This window comes from Vallitalea longa (assembly GCF_027923465.1).
Lineage (GTDB): Bacteria > Bacillota > Clostridia > Lachnospirales > Vallitaleaceae > Vallitalea > Vallitalea longa.
In genome coordinates this window covers 680695-702619 of sequence record NZ_BRLB01000001.1, presented here as the reverse complement: position 1 = coordinate 702619, position 21925 = coordinate 680695, and the positions used below count along the sequence as shown (strand labels likewise).

18 protein-coding genes and 7 tRNA genes are annotated in these 21925 nt (G+C 30.5%); 22 read left to right on the top strand and 3 right to left on the bottom strand.

Annotated features, from left to right (window positions below):
- Nucleotides 1-30: 30 nt before the first annotated feature.
- The 12 genes from QMG30_RS03110 to QMG30_RS03055 all read left to right on the top strand — a co-directional run bounded on the left by QMG30_RS03110 (nucleotide 31) and on the right by QMG30_RS03055 (nucleotide 6287).
- Nucleotides 31-2475 carry an N-acetylmuramoyl-L-alanine amidase gene (locus tag QMG30_RS03110; RefSeq protein ID WP_281812128.1) on the top strand — a complete coding sequence of 815 codons (2445 nt, stop codon included), beginning with the start codon at nucleotides 31-33 and terminating at the stop codon, nucleotides 2473-2475.
- A 170-nt stretch (nucleotides 2476-2645) separates the two neighbouring features.
- Entirely contained in the window at nucleotides 2646-3140 is a 495-nt protein-coding gene (locus QMG30_RS03105; protein ID WP_281812126.1) for a GerMN domain-containing protein, read from the top strand.
- Nucleotides 3127-3843: a ribonuclease PH gene (rph, locus tag QMG30_RS03100; protein ID WP_281812124.1), complete on the top strand. Its 717-nt coding sequence runs from the start codon at nucleotides 3127-3129 to the stop codon at nucleotides 3841-3843. Before QMG30_RS03105 ends, rph begins: the two co-directional genes overlap by 14 nt.
- 437 nt (nucleotides 3844-4280) lie before the next feature.
- Entirely contained in the window at nucleotides 4281-4892 is a 612-nt protein-coding gene (locus QMG30_RS03095; protein ID WP_281812122.1) for an XTP/dITP diphosphatase, read from the top strand.
- A gap of 113 nt (nucleotides 4893-5005) precedes the next feature.
- A complete protein-coding gene (locus QMG30_RS03090; protein WP_281812120.1) occupies nucleotides 5006-5503 on the top strand; it encodes a metallophosphoesterase family protein in 498 nt (165 codons plus the stop codon).
- 66 nt (nucleotides 5504-5569) lie between these two features.
- Nucleotides 5570-5644, top strand: a tRNA-Pro gene (locus QMG30_RS03085).
- An 8-nt stretch (nucleotides 5645-5652) separates the two neighbouring features.
- Nucleotides 5653-5723 (top strand) — tRNA-Gly (locus QMG30_RS03080).
- A 42-nt stretch (nucleotides 5724-5765) separates the two neighbouring features.
- Nucleotides 5766-5839, top strand: a tRNA-Arg gene (locus tag QMG30_RS03075).
- A gap of 40 nt (nucleotides 5840-5879) precedes the next feature.
- Nucleotides 5880-5953, top strand: a tRNA-His gene (locus QMG30_RS03070).
- 10 nt (nucleotides 5954-5963) lie between these two features.
- Nucleotides 5964-6035 (top strand) — tRNA-Gln (locus QMG30_RS03065).
- 5 nt (nucleotides 6036-6040) lie between these two features.
- Nucleotides 6041-6114 (top strand) — tRNA-Lys (locus tag QMG30_RS03060).
- Nucleotides 6115-6205: 91 nt separating this feature from the next.
- Nucleotides 6206-6287 (top strand) — tRNA-Leu (locus QMG30_RS03055).
- A 466-nt stretch (nucleotides 6288-6753) separates the two neighbouring features.
- Here the strand turns inward: QMG30_RS03055 and QMG30_RS03050 are convergent.
- Nucleotides 6754-7227, bottom strand: coding sequence for a CYTH domain-containing protein (locus tag QMG30_RS03050; protein WP_281812118.1), 474 nt, complete (start codon nucleotides 7225-7227; stop codon nucleotides 6754-6756).
- A gap of 81 nt (nucleotides 7228-7308) precedes the next feature.
- Entirely contained in the window at nucleotides 7309-7725 is a 417-nt protein-coding gene (locus QMG30_RS03045) for a DUF3899 domain-containing protein (RefSeq protein ID WP_281812116.1), read from the bottom strand.
- Between the two features lie 427 nt (nucleotides 7726-8152).
- Here QMG30_RS03045 and QMG30_RS03040 point away from each other — a divergent pair, with 427 nt between their 5' ends.
- From QMG30_RS03040 to QMG30_RS03020, 5 genes are all read left to right on the top strand, one after another.
- Entirely contained in the window at nucleotides 8153-10126 is a 1974-nt protein-coding gene (locus QMG30_RS03040; RefSeq protein WP_281812114.1) for a peptide ABC transporter substrate-binding protein, read from the top strand.
- A 110-nt stretch (nucleotides 10127-10236) separates the two neighbouring features.
- Nucleotides 10237-11199, top strand: coding sequence for an ABC transporter permease (locus QMG30_RS03035; RefSeq protein WP_281812112.1), 963 nt, complete (start codon nucleotides 10237-10239; stop codon nucleotides 11197-11199).
- Between the two features lies 1 nt (nucleotide 11200).
- Nucleotides 11201-12631, top strand: coding sequence for an ABC transporter permease (locus tag QMG30_RS03030; RefSeq protein ID WP_281812110.1), 1431 nt, complete (start codon nucleotides 11201-11203; stop codon nucleotides 12629-12631).
- Between the two features lie 14 nt (nucleotides 12632-12645).
- Nucleotides 12646-13683, top strand: a complete 1038-nt coding sequence (locus QMG30_RS03025; protein ID WP_281812108.1) for an ABC transporter ATP-binding protein — start codon at nucleotides 12646-12648, stop codon at nucleotides 13681-13683.
- A complete protein-coding gene (locus QMG30_RS03020) occupies nucleotides 13683-14618 on the top strand; it encodes an ABC transporter ATP-binding protein (RefSeq protein ID WP_281812106.1) in 936 nt (311 codons plus the stop codon). Before QMG30_RS03025 ends, QMG30_RS03020 begins: the two co-directional genes overlap by 1 nt.
- 255 nt (nucleotides 14619-14873) lie before the next feature.
- Here the strand turns inward: QMG30_RS03020 and QMG30_RS03015 are convergent, their stop codons facing one another.
- A complete protein-coding gene (locus QMG30_RS03015) occupies nucleotides 14874-15275 on the bottom strand; it encodes a hypothetical protein (RefSeq protein WP_281812105.1) in 402 nt (133 codons plus the stop codon).
- A 325-nt stretch (nucleotides 15276-15600) separates the two neighbouring features.
- On the opposite strand from QMG30_RS03015, the gene QMG30_RS03010 reads away from it, so the two are divergent.
- The 5 genes from QMG30_RS03010 (at nucleotide 15601) to lon (ending at nucleotide 21922) form a co-directional block, all read left to right on the top strand.
- Nucleotides 15601-15795: an alpha/beta-type small acid-soluble spore protein gene (locus tag QMG30_RS03010; protein WP_113672212.1), complete on the top strand. Its 195-nt coding sequence runs from the start codon at nucleotides 15601-15603 to the stop codon at nucleotides 15793-15795.
- Between the two features lie 450 nt (nucleotides 15796-16245).
- A complete protein-coding gene (gene tig, locus QMG30_RS03005) occupies nucleotides 16246-17532 on the top strand; it encodes a trigger factor (RefSeq protein WP_281812100.1) in 1287 nt (428 codons plus the stop codon).
- Between the two features lie 49 nt (nucleotides 17533-17581).
- Nucleotides 17582-18163: an ATP-dependent Clp endopeptidase proteolytic subunit ClpP gene (gene clpP / locus QMG30_RS03000; protein ID WP_281812098.1), complete on the top strand. Its 582-nt coding sequence runs from the start codon at nucleotides 17582-17584 to the stop codon at nucleotides 18161-18163.
- A gap of 18 nt (nucleotides 18164-18181) precedes the next feature.
- Nucleotides 18182-19486: an ATP-dependent Clp protease ATP-binding subunit ClpX gene (gene clpX / locus QMG30_RS02995; protein WP_281812096.1), complete on the top strand. Its 1305-nt coding sequence runs from the start codon at nucleotides 18182-18184 to the stop codon at nucleotides 19484-19486.
- Between the two features lie 111 nt (nucleotides 19487-19597).
- Complete coding sequence (lon, locus tag QMG30_RS02990; protein ID WP_281812094.1) at nucleotides 19598-21922, top strand: endopeptidase La; 2325 nt, start codon at nucleotides 19598-19600, stop codon at nucleotides 21920-21922.
- Nucleotides 21923-21925 lie beyond the last annotated feature (3 nt).

Below are 21925 nucleotides of genomic sequence, written 5' to 3'. Positions count from 1 at the left end.
GGAAATGAATTAAACACAAGGGGGATAGTCATGATACGTAGAATAGTCACAATTGTATTAACAATAACTATTGTTTTGAACATTTTTTCCATTAATTCAATGGCCGAAACAACTAATAATGGAAATTTCTATATTCAATATGATGGACAAATTTACAGATATAAAAATAGATTTGTAAAACTTGTAATGGATGGTAATGTTATAAAAACTGGAGATATGCCTGCTGTTATAATTACAGAAAATATTGATGGTGAGAAAGTTGCCAGAACATTAGTACCAGTAAGAGAGGTTTGTGAATCTGAACAAATTGGGGCATCAGTAGATTGGAATGGGGAAAAACAGGAAATATACATATCATATGAAGACAAATTTATTGTACTTAAAGTAAATGATAGGAAAGCCATTGTTAATAATAAAGAAGTAATCTTAGATATACCAGCTAAACTGATTCAAAATGTAGGAACAAAAAAGTGGAAAACTATGGTTCCCATAAGATTTATAGTTGAAACATTTGGTTATGAAGTAAATTGGAACGGTAAAGATTATTGTGCTGAGATGACTAAGCAAAGTAATAGCGAAGAAAACGATGCCATCAAGGATGATGAAAATGGTGATGAGCAAACTGATATAGAAGATAAGAATGATGATAATTCTGATATTGATAATGAAGAAAAACACGATAATGATAATGATACTGAAAAAGATACTGATACGGATGACAAAATAAATAATGATAATACTGATAAAGATGATACTTCTTCAGATAAAGAGGATGATACAGACAAAGATAATAGTTCTGATAAAGATGATAGTGAATCTTTAGATAGCCTTGAATCTGGTGGTGCAAAAAATGAACTACCTACAGAATTAAAAGATAATCCAGTTGTATGGACTGTAGATGATGATATTCTTTCACAAGTCAATGACCGATATACAGAGAGTAGTGTAGTTAGAAAGTTATGTCCTACAACAAATATAGAAAAAGTTGAATATATTGATGATAAAATTAATAAAAAATTTGTTATAAAAGCAACTAGCCCTATAACAGATATTAAAAAATCTCTTTGGGAGAATAAATTAATAATTGATATTGATAATTCAAAATGTAATATGAAAGATGAAATAGCTTTTGAGGATAATACAATTATTTCAGGAGTTAGAACCAGTCAATTTGAAGACAATATAACAAGAATAGTATTTGATCTGCATGATCCTGGTAATAGATTTAATATAGGTTTATCAGAAGATAGAAAAGAGGTAAATATAGTCATTCAGGAGAATTCAATCTACAGTATACATCTTGGGCAAAACGATAAAGGAGATTTCATAAAGATATTGGGTATAAAAGCTCCGGATGTAAAAACATTTAGACTAAGTAATCCTGATAGAATAATATTTGACCTACCAAACACAATGTCATTACTAAGTACTCTATCATCTTCCGCAAAAGGACAATATATTAAAGAAATAAGGACTGCGCAGTTTGATACAACAACAACTAGAATAGTTGTAGAAACTGATGGACAAGCAGATTACAATATATTCAAGGATAGTGAATCTGCTACTATGATTCAATTCATTGAGCCATCATATGATAATATTAATTATGAGAATTATGATAGGCCAACATTAATACTTAACAAACAAGATAAAAAAATAGAAATATCTAAGATTAAATGTGTAGATGATTATATTAATAGAAAATACATAATAAATCTACCTGAGAATTATAAAGAACTCTTTGGTAGTGGTACAATAAGAATAAATGATGGAATATTCAACTCTGTTGACATCGATAATAATAATGAAGGAAATACTGTTCTAACAATTAATGAAAATACTATATATGATTATAGGATAACTGAAGATGAGGACAATATCTATATAAAAGCCTATAAACCAAAAGAATTATATTCTCAGGTCATTGTTATTGATCCTGGACATGGGGATACTGACCCAGGAGCAACTGGCAATGGAATAGCTGAAAAAGACGTTAATCTAGATATAACATTATTTCTAAAAGAATATTTAGATAAAGATAATAATATTAAAACATATTATTCAAGAACTACTGATATATATTCATCTTTAGGTGATAGATGTGATATAGCTAATGAAGTGGATTGTGACTTTTTTGTTAGTATACATAATAATTCATTCAAATCAGGTGCCAATGGTACAGAAGTATATTATCTAGCACCTTCAAGTAAACCAGGAATGACTTCTCAGAAGCTTGCGGATATATTTCTAAAGAAGATCATTGATGCAGCAGGAACTAAAAATAGAGGTTGCAAGACAGCTAATTATTATGTGCTTAGAAATACTGATATGCCAGCAATACTATTAGAAATAGCTTTCATATCCAATGCTGAAGATGCAGCTAAGTTAAAAAGTGATAAATTCAAGAAAAATGTAGCTCATTCGATTTATGAATCGATTTTAGAATCATTCAATAAATTTCCAACTGGTAGATAGAATTAATGGTAGGGAACAATAATTTATTGTTCCCTATGGTTATATATAATAATTAAAGTACGGTTACTTACAAGGATACTTATTTTATTACAAAAAAACACTATTGTAGCTTTTGCTAATTAGGTATAAAATATAATTACCAAATATTTACAAATGAAAGGGGAAGGGTTATGTATAGTGTTAATAAGTCATTACTAGTTACATGTATAGCTATTGGATTAATTACAAATTCAATTATGGTAAAACAAAGTATATTTTTTTATGATTTTGATCAATGTGAAGAAGGAAAAATAGTTAATAAAGAAATTGAATTCAAGAATAATAAAAATTTAGAAGAAAACATACAATATACATTACAAAGTTTATTTGATAATGATGATGAATTAAATTCATTTATACCTTTTGGAGTTAAAATAACTAATATATTGTATATTAATGGTTCTCTGGAAATACAGATATCTAGAAATATACTAAATTATGGTGGAACAGCTACAGAAGACGCTTTAGTTAATCAAATCCTAGCTACGGTATTTGATTTTGAAGAAATCAATGAATTTACACTTTTCATAGAGGATAATGATGATTTACTTGTTGAAGGAACAAGCATAAATAAATACACAAGAAATGATTGGGAAGAAAGGATGAAAACAATTGAAGAGAATTGATGGAAGAAAAAATAATGAACATAGGAGAGTTAAGATAACCAAAGACTTTATTAAGTATCCAGAAGGATCTGTATTAATAGAAATGGGCGAGACTAAGGTTATATGTAATGCATCAGTAGAAGATAGAGTCCCACCTTTTAAAAAGGACACAGGTGAGGGATGGGTAACTGCTGAATATTCAATGTTACCAAGAGCGACATCAGATAGAAATAATAGGGATATCAACAGATTGAAGAAAAATAATCGTTCAGTTGAAATACAGAGGCTTATAGGTAGAGCACTAAGGTCTGTAGTGGATTATAAAGCATTAGGTGAGAGAACAATAACTTTAGATTGTGATGTTATTCAAGCAGATGGAGGAACTCGTACTGCTTCTATTACAGGTGCTTTCGTAGCTTTAATGTTAGCTTGTAAAAAGCTTCTTGATGAAGGAGCCATCGATAAAATGCCTATTTCAGCATTTGTTGGTGCTATAAGTGTTGGAATAGTTAATGATGAGGAAATATTGGATTTGTGTTATCAAGAAGATAGTCATGCAAAAGTTGATATGAATGTCGTTATGACCGATAAAGGAGAGTTTATTGAAGTTCAAGGTACAGGAGAAGAATCTCCGTTTAATAGGGAACAATTGAATAAGTTATTGGAGTTAGGAGAAAAAGGTATTGGGGAGCTTATCAAATTGCAGAAAGAAGCGTTAGAATAGCTTAGATTTGAATTTTAGAACTGCATTAATAGTATCTGATGACTAATTATAAATATGGAGCATTATGAGCTATTTAAAGGATAGTATGGCTCTAGTATGATAGATTGTTGTTTGTATTGTGCTAACTTATAGTAGAGAAGTGTGTAAAAGTTAAATATTACACACTTTTTATTGCTGCATTTAGCTAGGCAGATTTATTTATTCTAGAATATTAGATTAGGTAAGTATTGAGATGTTAGAATAAATTAGCTTCATTTATGATTATTGGATTGTTAAAATTTATTTGAATTCTATAACTAGTAGAAGCATAATTTTTAGCTAATACGAATTTAACAACGTTTGAATGTTAAATTATAGTCAAGGAAGATTTATGTATTGAACAAATAAACTTATTAATGTATAATATAAAGAATTTTTAATAATAGGAGATATCACTTATGAAAAATGAAAAGATAATTTTTGCCACTAAAAATAGAGGAAAAATAAAAGAGATAAATATGATAATGAAGGATACTAAATATGAAGTTATTTCTATGGAGGATGCTGGTATTGATATGGATATAGTTGAGGATGGTGTCACTTTTGAGGAAAATGCGGTTATAAAAGCTTCAAAAGTTATGGAAATAGCAGATTGCATTGTTATGGCGGATGATTCAGGACTTGAGATAGATTATCTTAATAAGGCACCTGGGATATATTCTGCTAGATTTGGTGGAGAGGATACTCCTTACAGTATTAAAAATAAGATGATTATAGATAAATTAAAAGGAGTAGAGGAAAAAGATAGAACTGCTAGGTTTGTTTGTGCTATTGCGGTTGCTTTCCCTAATGGAGACATTTTAACGAATAAGGAAGTAATAGAAGGGTATATTATAAATGAAGAAAAAGGGACTAATGGCTTTGGGTATGATCCTATCTTTTATGTACCAGAGTATGATTGTACTACTGCTGAAATGGATAATGAACTTAAGAATGAGATTAGTCACAGAGGGAAAGCTTTGAGAAGTATGAAGTTGAAAATGGAAAGTTACATGAATGACAATAGGTAATTATATTTAGTTAAAGATATAAATAATTAACTCAACTTTCCTACCTTTTAATTAGCTTACTCGCATAGAATATTGAAGTTGGAAAGTTGTGTAATCAATAATGGAGAGAATATATGAAGATACTTCTAACTAGTGATACACATGGTAATTTAAGAAATATAATAAAAGTGATAAATACTACAAAAGATATTGATAGAATAATTCATTTAGGTGACTATGAAAGAGATGTAGAAGAGCTACAGAAATTATATAGATACCCTATTGATTATGTACAGGGCAATTGTGATTTCATATCTTATGCACCTGAAGTTAAGATATTAGAATTTTATGGAGTTAGGATATTAATTACTCATGGACATTTACATGATGTTAAGTGGGAGTATGATACTATTTTGAATGTTGGTAAAGAAAATAATGTTGACATAGTTTTATTTGGACACACACATGTGTCGCTGGTTAAAAATGTAGATAATATTACTTTAATTAATCCAGGCAGCATATCTTTACCAAGAGACGGAAAAGGCTATAGTTTCGGGATTTTAGAGATTGAAAAAGATGGAAAATATCATATTACTATAAAAAATTTGGAAAAAAAACAAAAAAGGTATTGACATTTGTTGATTCCGTGTGTATAATAACTCTTGCGTTCGAAAAAGAACAGTAAATATCATAAGCACCGGGGTGTGGCTCAGCTTGGCTAGAGCGCTTGATTTGGGTTCAAGAGGCCGCAGGTTCGAATCCTGTCACCCCGATACCTTTTGCGGGTGTAGTTCAATGGTAGAACACCAGCCTTCCAAGCTGGATACGTGGGTTCGATTCCCATCACCCGCTTGTAATTAACAATAATTACAAGCAAGGCATTGAACTTGTGATGTGCCTGTAGCTCAGTTGGATAGAGCAGTGGCCTTCTAAGCCACGTGTCCGGGGTTCGAATCCCTGCAGGCACGCTATAGGCAATTAATTATTTATTTGCTTAAAAAATATACGGTGGGTATAGCTCAGCTGGTTAGAGCGCAAGATTGTGGCTCTTGAGGCCGTGGGTTCGAATCCCATTACTCACCCTTATATTGTTGGGTAGTCGCCAAGCGGTAAGGCACTAGACTTTGACTCTAGTATGCGTAGGTTCGAATCCTGCCTACCCAGTTTATGGGCTACTAGCTCAGTTGGCTAGAGCACTGGACTCTTAATCCAGGTGTCCTGGGTTCGAATCCCAGGTGGCTCATGGACTTGTAAAAACAAGTCGAAAAAATTAAAAATTTTACTTGACATAATAAGATAATTGTTATATTATTGTAAAGGTAAAATTCACATAAGCGGATGTGGCGGAATTGGCAGACGCACTAGACTTAGGATCTAGCGCCTAACGGCGTGGGGGTTCGACTCCCTTCATCCGCACTAAGTAAAAAAGCACTTGAAATTATTCAAGTGCTTTTTAATTAAATAGAAAAGTTCTACTTTCTATTTTCCTTGAAATCTTTAATGAGGCGTAGCCTCTTCGTTCTTTATTAAATTTTCTATGATGGAATAGTTTCAATTACATAATGATAAGGATAGTTGCTATTTGCTTTTCTTAAAAATCTGTTATTCAATCTTAGTCTTATATTTTTTTAGTGTTATTTAATATAGGAAGAGTTTTTGTAGCAGTATGTTTTGGTGAATAATAAGAATAAGGTTGTTAGAGGTTTTTCAATAAGCAATTGGCTAAAATGATTGATTGAATTTGTTAGTGTATAATGATATATATTTAACGTATTTATTTTCTATGGAATGTATTATTATTACATAGGTTTGTTAAATATATATCATTATATATTGACATGAATAAAAAAGTTTCAACGCTTTATTATCTAGATAAGAGATTCTATTTAATGATATTCAGAAAATCAATATTAGTTTCTTTACATAAATTACTGTTCTGAAATTGAGGGTTACAAGTTACTTCTTGTATAAACCAGCTAGGTGGTTTGAAGTTATTAGCTACTTCTTTGCTAGGAAATTCTACTTCGGCAACAATCAATCCTTTTAATTTACCACTAAAAACATCTAATTCAACTGTTAATGAGTTATCCAAAGGAATTAAATAGCGTTGCTTAGTGATTGGATTAAAATCTATTTTAGTCTTTAAATGGTCATATTGTTGATTTGATATTTTTTCTTCAAATTCTTCTCTTATCATAAGGCCTGAAGATTTATAAGTTAGATAGCAGGTTTCATCTGTTTTTCTTATTCTTATTACAGGATTGGTACTAATGTAGCCTTGTTCTATATTAATGTGTGGATATTTCGTTATTTCATTCATAGGTAGTGTTATCAGGTATTTCTTTTCAATTTCCATGTGTTGTCATTATCCTTTCAAATAAGAATTAAAAGTGTTATTTCGAATTAATAAATATATTTGCAAATCCTCTAATATTAATTATAGAGTGATAAACAAAATATAAAATATTAATATAATAATACTGCAATAAAAATATAAAGTAGTTGAACTATGCTTTTTTGGTGCATAAAGGTATTTTTCTTTTAGATATTTTTTAATGTCTTGTGGAGATTTTAAAGAAAATTCTTTCTGTAAAGTATATTTATATTTTTTAGAAACTGTAGCTCTATAGTGTTTTATTGAATATTTGAAAACATTAAACGTACCTTGGTCGTCAATAAAAACTATTCCTGCTACGATAAATACAATCATATTGATTAAGAATAACTTTTCTAACATTAAATGATAAAGTGATATGGATCCAACATTAATTCTTTTGTCAAAAAGTGAGAGAATTAAACTAAATATAGTAAGTATAATTATATATAGAATAATTTTTTTTGCATTTTTTTTCATAATAACCTCCAATTATTTTAATATATTAATTTTTTTAAAATATAACTTTATGATATTTAGGATTAACATAAATATTATAACATAATATTTTATAATTCAACATATAATACTTTTGCATTTGGGGGTAATAATACGCAAAAGATGAGACAACCAGATTCAGATAGACTTTAAGTAACATAATCACCTATTTATCGACAAAAATAAATGATGAATTTATTACAAAAATACTATGATACGCTACAGTTGTGATATGTTAACCTATTAACAAAACCTTTACAATGACAAAAATATGATATATAATTATTTAAGTATAATTTTGCATTATTAGTCACAGAGTACTGCAAAATTGTAGAAAACCCGACTAAAATGATACATAAAAAAATAATATCTAGGGTGGGATAACAACAATTTTAAAAGGAGGATTTTTATGAAGAAATTATTAGCATTACTACTAGTGTTGACGATGACACTTTCACTAGCAGCATGTGGTGGCAAAGATAAGGAAAAAACGACTGATATTGACAGTAATGAAAGTGTAACTGAAGGGGATAAGACAGACGCAAAAGAACCTGCAGAAGACCAAGATGATAAGAAGGTTTTACGTCTTATTGACGTAACAGACATCCCTAAATTGATTTCATGGCAATCAACAGATAATATATCTTTCCAAATCCTAGGAAATGTTCTTGGTGGATTATTTGTCAAAGGTACTGATGGAACACCAAAACCTGAAATGGTAGATACATATGATGTATCAGAAGATGGACTTACATATACATTCCACTTAAAGAAAGGTGTACAATGGGTAACTAATGCTGGCGAACCTTATGGTGAAGTAACAGCTAATGACTTCGTATTCGCATGGAAGAAATTATTAGATCCAGATCAAGCAGCTCAATATGCAAGTTTGTTTGAAACATGTGCAATTAAAAACGGTGCTACAGCATTTAAATTACAAAATGAGATTGTTACTCATGATAAAAATGCAAAATCATTAGCTAACTTGAAAGTTAGTAATTATGAAGATACTGAAGAAGAAACTGCCCAACAACAATATGATGCTGCTAAAAAAGAACTTGAAGATAAGGTTAGTAACTTATTAGCTGATATAGAAAAGAACTATGGTTCTGTTGATGAAGCTAAAGTAGAATTGGCTAATCTAGTTGAAACAGTTGCAATTTCAGCTGAAGATGATTATACTTTCAAAGTTGAACTAGAATCTGTTGTACCATATTTACTTGATTTATTATGTTTCCCTTCATTATATCCAGCAAATGAAAAATTCTATAATGAAGTTGGAGCAGACAAATATGGTAAAACAGCTGAAGATTTCCTTTATAATGGAGCTTATGTCTTTAAAGATTGGAAACTCGGAGAAAGACATTATCTAGTTAAAAACGAACATTATTGGGATGCTGATAATGTTGAGTTAGACGCAATAGATTCTCGTGTAATTCTAGATGCTAAAAATGATACAACTGTTAATATGTATTTAGAGGGCGAAATCGATAGAACTGGTTTAAAAGGTGAGAACGTTGATAAATATGGTAGCAGACCTGATGCAATAGTAGTACCAGATAGTGGAATCCAATACTTACAAATGAACCCTTGGAATGGAGCTTTAACTCCAGCCAGAAAAGTATTACAAGATGCTAGAGCTAGAAAGGCTGTCAATTACGCTATTGATAAATCATATATTACAGATGTTGTTCTTAAAAACGGTTCTGTAGCAGCCAATTATTTTGTTCCAAGAAGTTTTGTATCTAGTAAAGATCATGATGGTAAAGATTTCCGTGAAGTAGCGCAAGATTTATATGATGGTAAAGATGGATATAATATTTACAATCCTGAAGAAGCTACTAAATTATGGAATGAAGTTATGAGTGATCTAGGTATGACAGAAGTAACAATTGATTTAATGCTTGGTAATACTGAAGAAGATAAGAAAAATGCAACTCATATCAAAGATGAGATGGAAAAGAATCTACCAGGATGTAAAGTTCAAATATCAACTATTCCTTGGGGGGATAGATTGGCAAGAACAGCTCAAGGTGATTTCATTATGAACTGGACTGGATGGGGTCCAGACTATCCTGACTCACCAACTTTCTTAGAGATATTTATGGCAGATTCAGAATATAATAATGGTAAATATAATAATCCAACATATGATGAAACAATAAGATCTGCTAAGACTGGTGAATTAGCTGATCCAGCAAACTCAAAAGAACGTTTTGAAAAATTAGTAGAATTAGAAAAAATACTACTCGGAGATGACCAAGTAATTGTTCCATTGTATCAAGTTAGTGGATTATCACTTAGTAATCCTAAGTTTAAAAATTATGTTAAACAACAATCAGGTTGTGATTATGTTTATAAATGGATTAAGATTGAAGAGTAATTTTTAATTTAAAATTAATATTAGTTAAAGTTTTGGCAGTTTATACTGCCAAAACTTATGTTCACTAGTATTTTAACTTGTTAAAGTATTAATTGATTGGAGGTTAATTAATGATTCGTTATACAATTGAGAGGATTATCTTAATCTTTGTGACTGTACTAATTGTTGTAACGATTAACTTCTTTTTATTAAGGTTAATGCCTGGTTCGCCTTTTGCCAATCCTAAGATAACTCAAGCACAAATAGAAATGATGGAAGCTAAATATGGTCTTGATGATCCATCCTATGTGCAATATTTTAGGTATATAAAGAATTTAATTGTTAAACAAGATTTAGGAGTTTCCTTAAAAATGCAAGATCAACCTGTTTCAAAATTAGTTAAAATGAAATTACCTCATACTGTAAAAATTGGAACAATAGCTCTAATATTTGGTGTTATTGTTGGAATTTTTCTCGGGGCGATAGCTGCAATATATAGAAATTCCTTCTGGGATAATCTGGTGACCATATTGGCTGTTATTGGAGTATCTATACCTAACTTTGTGCTGGCAGCATTTCTGCAATATTTTTTCTGTACAAAATTAGGATGGTTTCCATACATATATAATCCGGTTGATGCTCTTAGGAAAATTTCAACTTGGGATTCCTTATATTCCAGTTTATTACCAGCTCTTTCCCTATCATTATATGTTACATCATCTACAATGAGATATATGCGTTCTGAATTGGTTGAAGTATTAAGTAGTGACTATATTTTATTAGCTAGAGCTAAAGGATTCAGCAAACCGAAAGTAATATTTAGACATGCGTTAAGGAACGCTTTGATTCCTGTAATAACTATTGTAGGACCAATGGCTGTAAACATATTAACTGGTGGTGTTATTGTTGAACAGTTTTTTGGTGTACCTGGGTTAGGTAAATTATTAGTAAATGGTATATTTAGTAATGACTACTTTGTAATTTTAGGTGTTAACTTAATTCTCAGCTTCCTATATATTTCTATTATCCTAGTGGTTGACTTATTGTATGGTGTTATTGACCCAAGGATTAGATTAAAAGGAGGTGGAGTATAATATGCAACTATCTAAGGAAAAATTCAAATTAAAGAAACATGACTTTTCTCATGTAGATAGAATTAGTACTGAAAGTATTTCTTTCTGGAAAGACGCAAGAAGAAGATTAAGGAAAAATAAGGCTTCTATGGTTGGTTTTTATGCAATTATAATATTAACCTTATTAGCGATATTTGGTCCTATAAATCCAATTAATCAAAAAAATGAAGATGGTTCTGTATTTACATATGATTCATCACCTGTAATTTTAGATGACAATGGGAAAGAGATACCCAAAAAAGATATTGCTTATCTTCCACCACGTATACCTGGATTAGAAAAGCTGGGTATTTTTGATGGTCATGCTACTATTGAAAGAGGTACATTTGATTTAGTTGTAGGTCTTTTACCTAATACTGATGAATTCAATGATTTAAAATCACCTCTAAAACGTAAAGAGTTAATAGAACGTTTAGATATACCTTATCATCCATTTGATATTAATATTATAGACGTCTATGAAGATGATAAAGGTGATTTAACAGCTAAAATTAAAATATTAGCAACTGATGAAGTTAAAGAAATGCCTTTTGAAGATTTGGTAAGTGAGTATTGCATATATAAGCCAGGTACATTCAAATTTCTAAAATCATATACTGATCAATATGGAGTAGAAATGATAAAAATGGATGTTGACTATTACGCAGTACAAAACATTAAAAACAGATACTTCTGGTTTGGTACTGATAAAATGGCTTTAGACTTATGGACTAGAGTATGGGTTGGTGTTAGAGTATCATTAATTATAGCGCTATGTTCACTTATACTAGATTTCACTATTGGTATTTTATATGGTACTATATCGGGATTTTATGGTGGTACAAAAGTGGATACAGTAATGATGCGTATTACTGAAGTGTTGGGTAGTATTCCTGCTTTAGTACTGATGGTTATATTTATAAGTATCTCTGATCGGATAGAAGTTCTGATAGATTCGATTATACCGGGAGATCAGACGCAATCTACCATTAGATTGATAATATTAATAGTTGCAATGAGTTTGACTAACTGGATAGGTGTAGCAAGAGTAGTTAGATCTCAAATACTAAAACTTAGAGAACAAGAATATATATTAGCCTCTAGAACTCTAGGAGCAACTAAAAGAAGGCTGATGAGAAAGCATTTATTCCCTAATATAATAGGGCAGATATTAGTAATGGCGACTTTTTCCATTCCTGGTGCAATTTTTTATGAAGCTTTCTTAACATTTATAGGAATTGGTTTACCAATACCAATGTCATCATTAGGTGTATTGGTAAATAATGGTTATGATTCTTTCCAAACAATACCTTCTATGTTACTGATACCCGCAACGATAATGTCAATAATTATGTTATCTATCAACTTGTTAGCTAACGGACTTAGAGACGCATTAGACCCACGTATGAGATAGAAAGGAGAGAGATTATGAATAAAGAAAAAGTATTACAAGTTAAAGATTTAGAGATCTCTTTCAGGACTTATGCAGGTGATGTGCAGGCTGTTAGAGGTATATCTTTTGATTTATTTAAAGGAGAAACATTAGCTATAGTTGGAGAATCGGGTTCCGGTAAGTCTGTAACGGTTAAAGGAGTTATGGGTTTACTAGCTGATAATGGTTATTATAAGAATGGACATATTTTATTTGAAGATAATGATATTACTAAGATGAAAGAAACTCATCTTCACTCAGTCAGAGGGAATAAGATGGCTATGATATTTCAAGATCCAATGACATCATTAGATCCTACAATGACTATAGGTAAACAGATAATGGAAGTTATTAGACTTCATCAAAAAGCATCTAAATTAGAAGCTTTTGAAAAGGCAGTTAAACTTATTGATATGGTTGGAATTCCTGAGCCTAGAAAAAGGATGAAACAATATCCTCACCAATTTTCTGGTGGTATGAGACAAAGAATTGTTATTGCTATAGCATTAGCTTGTGAACCAACTATATTAATAGCTGATGAACCAACTACTGCTCTTGATGTAACGATTCAAGCACAGATACTTGATTTAGTTAAAGATCTACAGAAGAAGATTGGAGCTTCAGTTATATTTATAACTCATGACCTTGGTGTAGTAGCAAATGTAGCGGATAGAGTTGCTGTTATGTACGCTGGTAAGTTGGTTGAAATAGGCACAAGTGATGAGATTTTCTATGATCCAAGACATCCATACACATGGGGTCTTATTGGTTCAATGCCGGACCTAGAAACTGAAGGAGCATTATATGCTATACCAGGTACTCCTCCTAACCTAATTAAGCCACCTACTGGTGATGCATTTGCTTTAAGAAGTAAATATGCTATGGAAGTAGATTTTGAAGAACAACCTCCATTGTTTGATATAACTGATACTCATAAGGCAGCTACTTGGTTATTGCATGAATATGCACCTGAAGTAAAGCCACCTGAAGTTATTATTAAACGTAGAGAACGTTTGAAAGAGGTGAATAACTAATGGCTGAAAAAGAAGTATTAGTTGAAATTCAAAATCTAAAGCAATACTTTAAATTAGGTAGAAAAAGTGTAGTAAAAGCTGTAGATGATGTTTCATTTAAAATATATAAAGGTGAAACCTTTGGTTTAGTTGGAGAATCGGGTTCAGGTAAATCTACTACTGGTAGGACAATGATTAGACTATATGATCCTACAGGTGGAAAAGTATTTATGGAAGGGGACAGGATTGATGGTAAAGTCCCTAAAAAAGTTGTTGCCAATGTTAATAGAAATATGCAAATGATATTTCAAGACCCTATGGCATGTCTCAATCCACGTATGAAAGTTGAAGATATTATAGCTGAAGGATTAGATATTCATAAGTTGGTTAAAAACAAAACCGAGAGAAGAGAAAAAATAATAGAAATGTTAAACATTGTTGGGCTTAATGAGCAGCATGCAGATCGTTATCCTCATGAATTCTCAGGTGGTCAAAGACAAAGAATAGGTATAGCTAGGGCTATGGCTGTTGAGCCTAAGTTTATTATAGCTGATGAACCTATATCAGCACTTGATGTTTCTATTCAGGCTCAAGTTGTTAACTTAATGAATGAATTAAAGCAAAAAAGAGGATTGACATACTTATTTATTGCCCATGATTTATCTATGGTTAAGTATATAAGTGATAGAATTGCTGTTATGTATAAAGGTAAACTTATGGAACTTACAACTAGTAAGCAACTATTTGAAAAACCTTTGCACCCATACACTAGATCGTTATTATCAGCTATTCCATTGCCAGATCCTATTACTGAACGAACAAGAAGACGTCATGCTTACAAACCAGAAGTTGAACATGATTATACTAAAAACCTACCAAAATGGGTAGAAGTTGATCCAGGTCATTTCATATATGGTAATGATGAGGAAATAGAAAAATGGAATGCTTTATATTAATATAAAATAAAAGATAAAAGACTATACAGCTCTTTAAGCTATGTAGTCTTTAATTTTAGTAATTTTAATTTTTAATAGAATATGATGAATACCAATAAAAAAGTTCTACTTTTTTGTATATGAAATTAGATTTCCATATGCGGTAGTAGAACTTCATTTTTTATGAAATAATGTTATATATTAAGTAGATTTTATATAATTATTGTTTTGTTGGAAATATCATATCACGTATAAGAGAGATTAGATAAAAATCTTCTAAACATATATGTATGAAAATAATTTATTGATATTTTTTGTTGTTATATTTTCGATACTTGCTTCTTCGGCTGCTTGTATAACATTTTCGTAAGGTATCTGATAAATATATGAAATATCAGAAGGACTGTAAGAATCAAGAACCTTACGTTTCACTTCTCTAGAGAATAATTTACATATGTCGCTACTTCCATAGAACATTATCATTATGAAGGAATGTTTACTTATATTATCAATACCATTAGTATCCATTATTTTTTTAATCTCTTCATTTGAGATTTCCAGTAGTTGTGAGACAATACCCATTTCAATAACATCTTTTTCTTGTGTTTTTAAAAACAAGTCTATTTCTTTTAATTTTGGTGAAAGATAATTATTGTAATATTCTAGATATGTAGTCATTAAAAGACCTCCTAAAAAAATATAGTATTATTTAATAATATCTAAAATTAGTTAAAAATCAACAGTTTTTCAAAAAAATGTATGTCAAAATTTATTTGTTTTTTTATTTGAATGCATATAATAAAATTAAGTAATAAGATTAAATAACTAGTAATAATCTATACGAAGACAATATGATAAAGCATTTGCATCAACTTTTGCATAATAAGATTATAACTTATAATCCTTTTAAAATCATATGTAATAATTGGTTTTGAAAATGGTTACAAATACCATAGTAAAAAATGAATTATAGTTAATACTATCATTACGGAGGTGATTTTAAATGGCATATAACAAGCAAGCAACAGATGCACTAAACAAGTTTAAGTATGAAATAGCTAATGAACTTAATGTTAACTTGAAACAAGGTTATAATGGTGATTTAACTTCTGCTCAAGCTGGTTCAGTAGGTGGAGAAATGGTTAAGAGAATGATTGAAAAACAAGAGCAATCTATGTCTTCAGGTGGTTCTTATTAATCATTTGAAAAAAATGTTTATGAAAATATATTAAAATCCTAGAGATAACATTTCTGGGATTTTTTTATTGCGTATTATTAATATGCTATAGTATAATTAACCAGTCGTAGATTCAGTATCATTTATGTTAAAAAAACCTATTTTTAGAAATAGGTGTATAAAATCTTAATAAAAAAACAATACTTTATTAATGTGACTGATTAATCAAAAATTTAAGATTCTTTAGAGTAACAATTATGTAAGAAGTCTTAATTAGTAATTTTAGATAATAGTAAAAATGTGTAGATTTATCATAATCACTATGGTATAATATACAAATGGTTAAATAGGAACAGCTATGCCCTTTTATATAGAGTGAATTAATTTATAACAGCACACTTCATCTTCAAAGAAATAAAAAGGGAAGAAAATGACTTTCCTACTATATAAATTAAGGAGGAACAATTTTAAATGAACGTTAATGTAGAAACACTAGAAAAAAGCATGGTGAAACTTACCATTGAAGTTGATGCAGAACGCTTTGAAGAAGGCATGAAGCATGCATATAGCAAAAATAAAAATAAGATTACAGTTCCAGGATTCAGAAAAGGTAGAGTACCAAGACAATTAATCGAGAAAACTTATGGAGCAGAAATTTTTTATGAGGATGCAGTCAACTACATAATTCCAGATGCATATGATAAAGCTATAGAAGAAAACAACTTAGAAGTTGTATCAAGACCAGAAGTTGATGTGCAACAAGTAGAAAAAGGAAAAGCTATGATTTTTACAGCTGAAGTCGCAGTTAAACCAGAAGTGACTTTAGGTGAATACAAAGGTATTGAAATCGAGAAAAATGATATAGATGTTACTGAAGAAGATGTAGATGCAGAAATCGAAAAAATAAGAGATAAAAATTCAAGATTGATTGATGTTACAGATAGAGCAGTTGAAAATAATGACCAAGTTGTAATTGATTTTGAAGGATTTATTGATAATGAACCTTTTGAAGGTGGTAAATCCGAAAACTATTCATTAACTATTGGATCACATTCATTTATTGATACATTTGAAGATCAATTGATAGGAAAGAATATTGGAGAAGACATAGAAATTAATGTGAATTTTCCAGAAGATTATCAACAAGAAGATTTACAAGGAAAACCTGCATTGTTTAAAGTTAATATTAAAGAAATCAAATTCAAGGAATTACCAGAAGTAGATGATGAATTTGCTAAAGACGTATCTGAATTTGACACACTTGATGAATATAAACAAGATGTTAAGGCAAAACTTTTAGAGCAAAAAGAAAATGCAGCAAAATCTAAAAAACAAGAAGATGTTCTTCAAAAAGTTATCGAGAACGCTAGTATGGAAATAGCAGATCCTATGATTGATTTACAAGCAGAAAATATGACTCAAGATTTTGCTACAAGATTACAATATCAAGGATTATCTCTAGAACAATACTTTGGTTTTACTGGACAGAATATGGCGACATTAAAAGATACTATGAAAACTGATGCAGAAAAGAGAATAAAATCTAGATTAGTATTAGAAGCAATCGCTAAAGCAGAAAATATTCAAGCTACAGATGAAGAATTAGACGAAGAATTAAAGAAAATGGCAGAAGCTTATAAAATGGAAATTGAAAAGATAAAAGAGACTGTTGGCGAAGAAGAAAAAGAATCAATAAAAGATGATATCAAGAATCGTAAAGCACTTGATTTCATTACAGAACAAGCTAAAGAAGTGTAATAATAAGCACTTTATTTGCGTAAGATAAAAGGTAGAGGAGGTAAAAATTATGAGTTTAGTACCTTATGTCGTAGAGCAAACAAGTAGAGGAGAAAGATCTTACGATATTTTTTCCAGACTTTTAAAAGAAAGAATTATTTTTTTAGGCGAGGAAGTAAATGACACAACTGCAAGCTTAGTTGTAGCTCAATTATTATTCCTAGAAGCTGAAGACCCAGAAAAAGACATTCATGTATATATAAATAGTCCAGGAGGGTCAATTACAGCAGGAATGGCTATATATGACACTATGCAATACATTAAACCTGATGTTTCAACAATATGTATTGGTATGGCTGCTAGTATGGGTGCATTCTTACTTGCAGGTGGAGCTAAAGGAAAAAGATTTGCTTTGCCTAATGCAGAAATAATGATACATCAACCACTTGGAGGAACTCAAGGTCAAGCTGTTGATATTAAAATACACGCAGATAGAATAATTGCAATAAGAGAAAAACTTAATCAAATACTAAGCGAAAGAACTGGTCAGCCATTAGAAGTTATAGAAAAAGACACTGATAGAGATAACTTCCTAACAGCTGAAGCTGCTAAAGAATATGGTCTTATTGACAAAGTATTTGAAAAAAGATAGCCGAAAGTAGGTGAAGCAGTGGCTAATAAATATGAAGACAAAAAACAACTTAGGTGTTCATTTTGTCACAAAGCTCAAGACCAAGTAAGGAAACTTATAGCAGGTCCTAACGTTTATATTTGTGACGAGTGTATTGAACTATGTGCAGAAATTATAGAAGAAGAATTCCAAGATTACAAAGAAGCGCAAGATCTTGAAAATATACCAAAACCACTAGAAATAAAAACATTTCTAGATGAATATGTTATTGGTCAAGAAGATGCTAAGAAAACATTGGCAGTAGCTGTTTATAATCATTACAAAAGAATCAGAAGTGATATTAAAAACGATGATGTAGAACTTCAGAAGAGTAATATTATCATGGTTGGACCAACAGGTTCAGGTAAGACATATATGGCACAGACATTGGCAAAAATGTTAGGTGTACCTTTTGCAATAGCGGATGCTACTTCATTAACTGAAGCAGGTTATGTCGGTGAAGATGTTGAAAATATATTACTACGACTTATTCAAGCAGCAGATTTTGATATAGAAAAGGCTGAACAAGGAATCATATACATTGATGAAATAGATAAGATAGCTAGAAAATCGGATAATCCATCAATTACAAGAGATGTAAGTGGTGAAGGTGTTCAACAAGCATTATTGAAGATTTTAGAAGGAACTATTGCTTCTGTTCCTCCACAAGGTGGAAGAAAACATCCACATCAAGAATTTATACAAATAGATACTACTAATATTCTATTTATATGTGCAGGTGCTTTTGACGGTTTAGAAAAGATAATACAACAACGTGTTGGTGAAAAGTCAATGGGATTTGGTGCTACAGTTGATAGTATTAAAAACCAACAAATAGGTCATGTATTAAAAGAACTTTTACCACAGGACCTTATAAAATTTGGACTTATTCCAGAATTTGTTGGACGTATACCTGTTAATGTCACTCTTGATAATTTAACAGAAGATGCTCTAGTTGATATACTTGTAAAACCTAAGAATTCCTTAGTAAAACAATATCAAACACTCTTCAGTATGGATAATGTGGAATTAGAATTCAATGATGATGCTCTTACATCAATAGCTAAGAAATCTCTTGATCGTAAGACAGGGGCGAGAGGGCTTAGAGCAATAATAGAAGAAATAATGACAGAAGTTATGTTTGAAATACCTTCGAACGATAAAATAGAAAAATGCGTAATTACAAAAGAAGTAATTGATAATAATGAAAATCCAACATTAGTGGTTAATGAAAATATTCAATCACTTAAAAAGCCTGTGGCTAAAAAAAGAACTAAACGTAAAAATGAAAATGAAACAGCTTAGGAATAAAATTTCCTATAAATAAAATACCCCCTGCCTAGTAGGGGGCTTTTTATTAAAGCGCATTGAATTTCATATGATAAAAATTCTTTTAAGGAGCGAGGTTACATAAACATGGAAAAAACTATGATAAAAATTCCTTTACTAGCCCTTAGAGGCATTAACGTTTTACCTGATATGATTATACATTTTGATGTAAATCGTAAGAAATCTGTAAATGCATTAGAGGAAGCGATGACGAATCAACAGTTGATTTTTCTTGTAGCTCAAAAAGATGCAAAGGAAGATGAACCGTTAACGGATAATTTATACAAAATAGGTACAATCTCTAAGATAAAACAGTTAATAAAACTTCCAGGTAATATAATTAGAGTTTTAGTAGAAGGTCTAGAAAGAGGAGAAATAAATAAATTTGTTTTTGAAGAGCCGTTCATAATGACAGAAGTTGAGAACATTGAAAAAACAAATTATGAAATAAATGAAGAAGAAAAAGAGGCATTACTAAGAATAACTTTTGAAAGTTTAGAAGAGTATTCTAATGTTAATCCACAGTATTCTATTGAGACTATTAAGAATATGTTAGGAATTAAAGATGTGGGTAAATTGGCAGATAGTATCGCTGCTAATATCAGTATCTCTCTTGAGAATAAGCAAAAGATATTAGGGGAAATTAATCCTGTAGAAAGATTAAAAACAACTATATCCATTTTAAAAAGTGAAATTGAACTTAGTAGAATTAAAAAGGATATTCAAATTCAAGTTAAACAAAAGATCGATAAGAATCAAAAAGAATATTTCCTTAGAGAACAGCTAAAAGTAATACAAAGCGAATTAGGAGATAAGTACGGATTAGGTGAAGAAGTAGAAAAATATACTAAGCAACTTAAAAGCCTAAAAGCACCAAAAATTGTAAAAGAAAAGATAGAAAAAGAAATAGGAAGAATGAAAAAAATACCTAATGGTTCTTCTGAAGGTGTAGTAGTCAGAAATTACATCGAATGTCTTTTGGAACTTCCATGGAATAAAAAAACTAAAGAGTCCAAAGATATAAAGGGAGCAGAAGAAATTCTGGAAAAAGACCATTATGGTTTGAAAAAAGTTAAAGAGAGAATATTAGAACATCTAGCAGTCAGGAAGTTATCAAGTAAAACTGATAGTCCCATATTATGTTTAGTAGGACCACCTGGTACAGGTAAGACTTCAATAGCTAAATCTATTGCACAAGCCTTAAATAGAAAATACGTAAGAATTTCTTTAGGAGGAGTAAGAGATGAAGCTGAAATAAGAGGACATAGAAGAACATATATTGGAGCTATGCCAGGACGCATAGTTAATGGACTTAAGCAAGCAGGTTCTAGTAACACGTTAATGCTTTTTGATGAAATCGACAAAATGAGTTCTGATTTCCGAGGAGATCCATCCTCTGCATTATTAGAAGTACTTGATTCTGAACAAAATAATAAATTTAGAGATCATTATATTGAACTACCAGTTGATCTATCTGATGTATTATTTATTGCAACAGCTAATTCAATTCAAACTATACCTAGGCCTCTTCTAGATAGATTAGAACTAATAGAAGTTTCCAGCTATACTGCTAATGAGAAGTTTCATATTGCAACGAACCATCTTATTGCAAAACAAATGAATAAGCATGGATTGAAAGAAGGTCAACTCAAGATAAGCAAAAATGCATTAAAAACACTTATCGATGATTATACTAGAGAAGCTGGAGTTAGAAATTTAGAAAGAAGAATTGGAGAAATATGCAGGAAGGTTGCAAAAGAAGTATTAGTTAATGATAAAGAGTATATTAAGATAACTGAACAAAATATTCAAAAATATCTTGGTATACCACTATATACTTTTGAGAGAATAGCTGATAAATCTCAAGTAGGTGTAGTTAGAGGATTAGCTTGGACAGCTGTTGGAGGAGATACTCTTTCTATAGAAGTAAATACTATGAAGGGTACAGGAAAATTTGAATTAACAGGTCAATTAGGAGATGTAATGAAAGAATCTGCTAAGGCTGGTATAAGTTATATTCGTTCTAAGACAAAAGAGCTGGATATAGATGAAGATTTTCATAAAAATATTGATATCCATATTCATATTCCAGAGGGTGCGGTTCCAAAAGATGGTCCATCAGCAGGTATTACTATGGCAACTGCTATGATTTCAGCTCTAACTAATAAACCTGTAAAAAATGACGTCGCTATGACAGGAGAAATAACATTACGAGGAAGAGTACTTCCAATCGGTGGATTAAAAGAAAAATTATTAGCTGCAAAAAGAGCAGGTATTAAAAAAGTACTAATACCAAAAGATAATACCAAGAACATATCTGAAGTTGATAGAGAGATTACTAATGGACTTGAAATCATATATGTTACTAACATGGATGAAGTTATAGAAGAAGCCATAATAAATACGAATTAAAGA

Excerpts from the sequence above, each read along its gene's own strand:
- QMG30_RS03110 (WP_281812128.1), top strand. The coding sequence starts at position 31 with ATGATACGTAGAATAGTCACAATTGTATTAACAATAACTATTGTTTTG.
- QMG30_RS03105 (WP_281812126.1), top strand. The coding sequence starts at position 2,646 with ATGTATAGTGTTAATAAGTCATTACTAGTTACATGTATAGCTATTGGA.
- QMG30_RS03095 (WP_281812122.1), top strand. The coding sequence starts at position 4,281 with ATGAAAAATGAAAAGATAATTTTTGCCACTAAAAATAGAGGAAAAATA.
- QMG30_RS03090 (WP_281812120.1), top strand. The coding sequence starts at position 5,006 with ATGAAGATACTTCTAACTAGTGATACACATGGTAATTTAAGAAATATA.
- QMG30_RS03050 (WP_281812118.1), bottom strand. The coding sequence starts at position 7,227 with ATGGAAATTGAAAAGAAATACCTGATAACACTACCTATGAATGAAATA.
- QMG30_RS03045 (WP_281812116.1), bottom strand. The coding sequence starts at position 7,725 with ATGAAAAAAAATGCAAAAAAAATTATTCTATATATAATTATACTTACT.
- QMG30_RS03040 (WP_281812114.1), top strand. The coding sequence starts at position 8,153 with ATGAAGAAATTATTAGCATTACTACTAGTGTTGACGATGACACTTTCA.
- QMG30_RS03035 (WP_281812112.1), top strand. The coding sequence starts at position 10,237 with ATGATTCGTTATACAATTGAGAGGATTATCTTAATCTTTGTGACTGTA.
- QMG30_RS03030 (WP_281812110.1), top strand. The coding sequence starts at position 11,201 with ATGCAACTATCTAAGGAAAAATTCAAATTAAAGAAACATGACTTTTCT.
- QMG30_RS03025 (WP_281812108.1), top strand. The coding sequence starts at position 12,646 with ATGAATAAAGAAAAAGTATTACAAGTTAAAGATTTAGAGATCTCTTTC.
- QMG30_RS03020 (WP_281812106.1), top strand. The coding sequence starts at position 13,683 with ATGGCTGAAAAAGAAGTATTAGTTGAAATTCAAAATCTAAAGCAATAC.
- QMG30_RS03015 (WP_281812105.1), bottom strand. The coding sequence starts at position 15,275 with ATGACTACATATCTAGAATATTACAATAATTATCTTTCACCAAAATTA.
- QMG30_RS03010 (WP_113672212.1), top strand. The coding sequence starts at position 15,601 with ATGGCATATAACAAGCAAGCAACAGATGCACTAAACAAGTTTAAGTAT.
- tig (WP_281812100.1), top strand. The coding sequence starts at position 16,246 with ATGAACGTTAATGTAGAAACACTAGAAAAAAGCATGGTGAAACTTACC.
- clpP (WP_281812098.1), top strand. The coding sequence starts at position 17,582 with ATGAGTTTAGTACCTTATGTCGTAGAGCAAACAAGTAGAGGAGAAAGA.
- lon (WP_281812094.1), top strand. The coding sequence starts at position 19,598 with ATGGAAAAAACTATGATAAAAATTCCTTTACTAGCCCTTAGAGGCATT.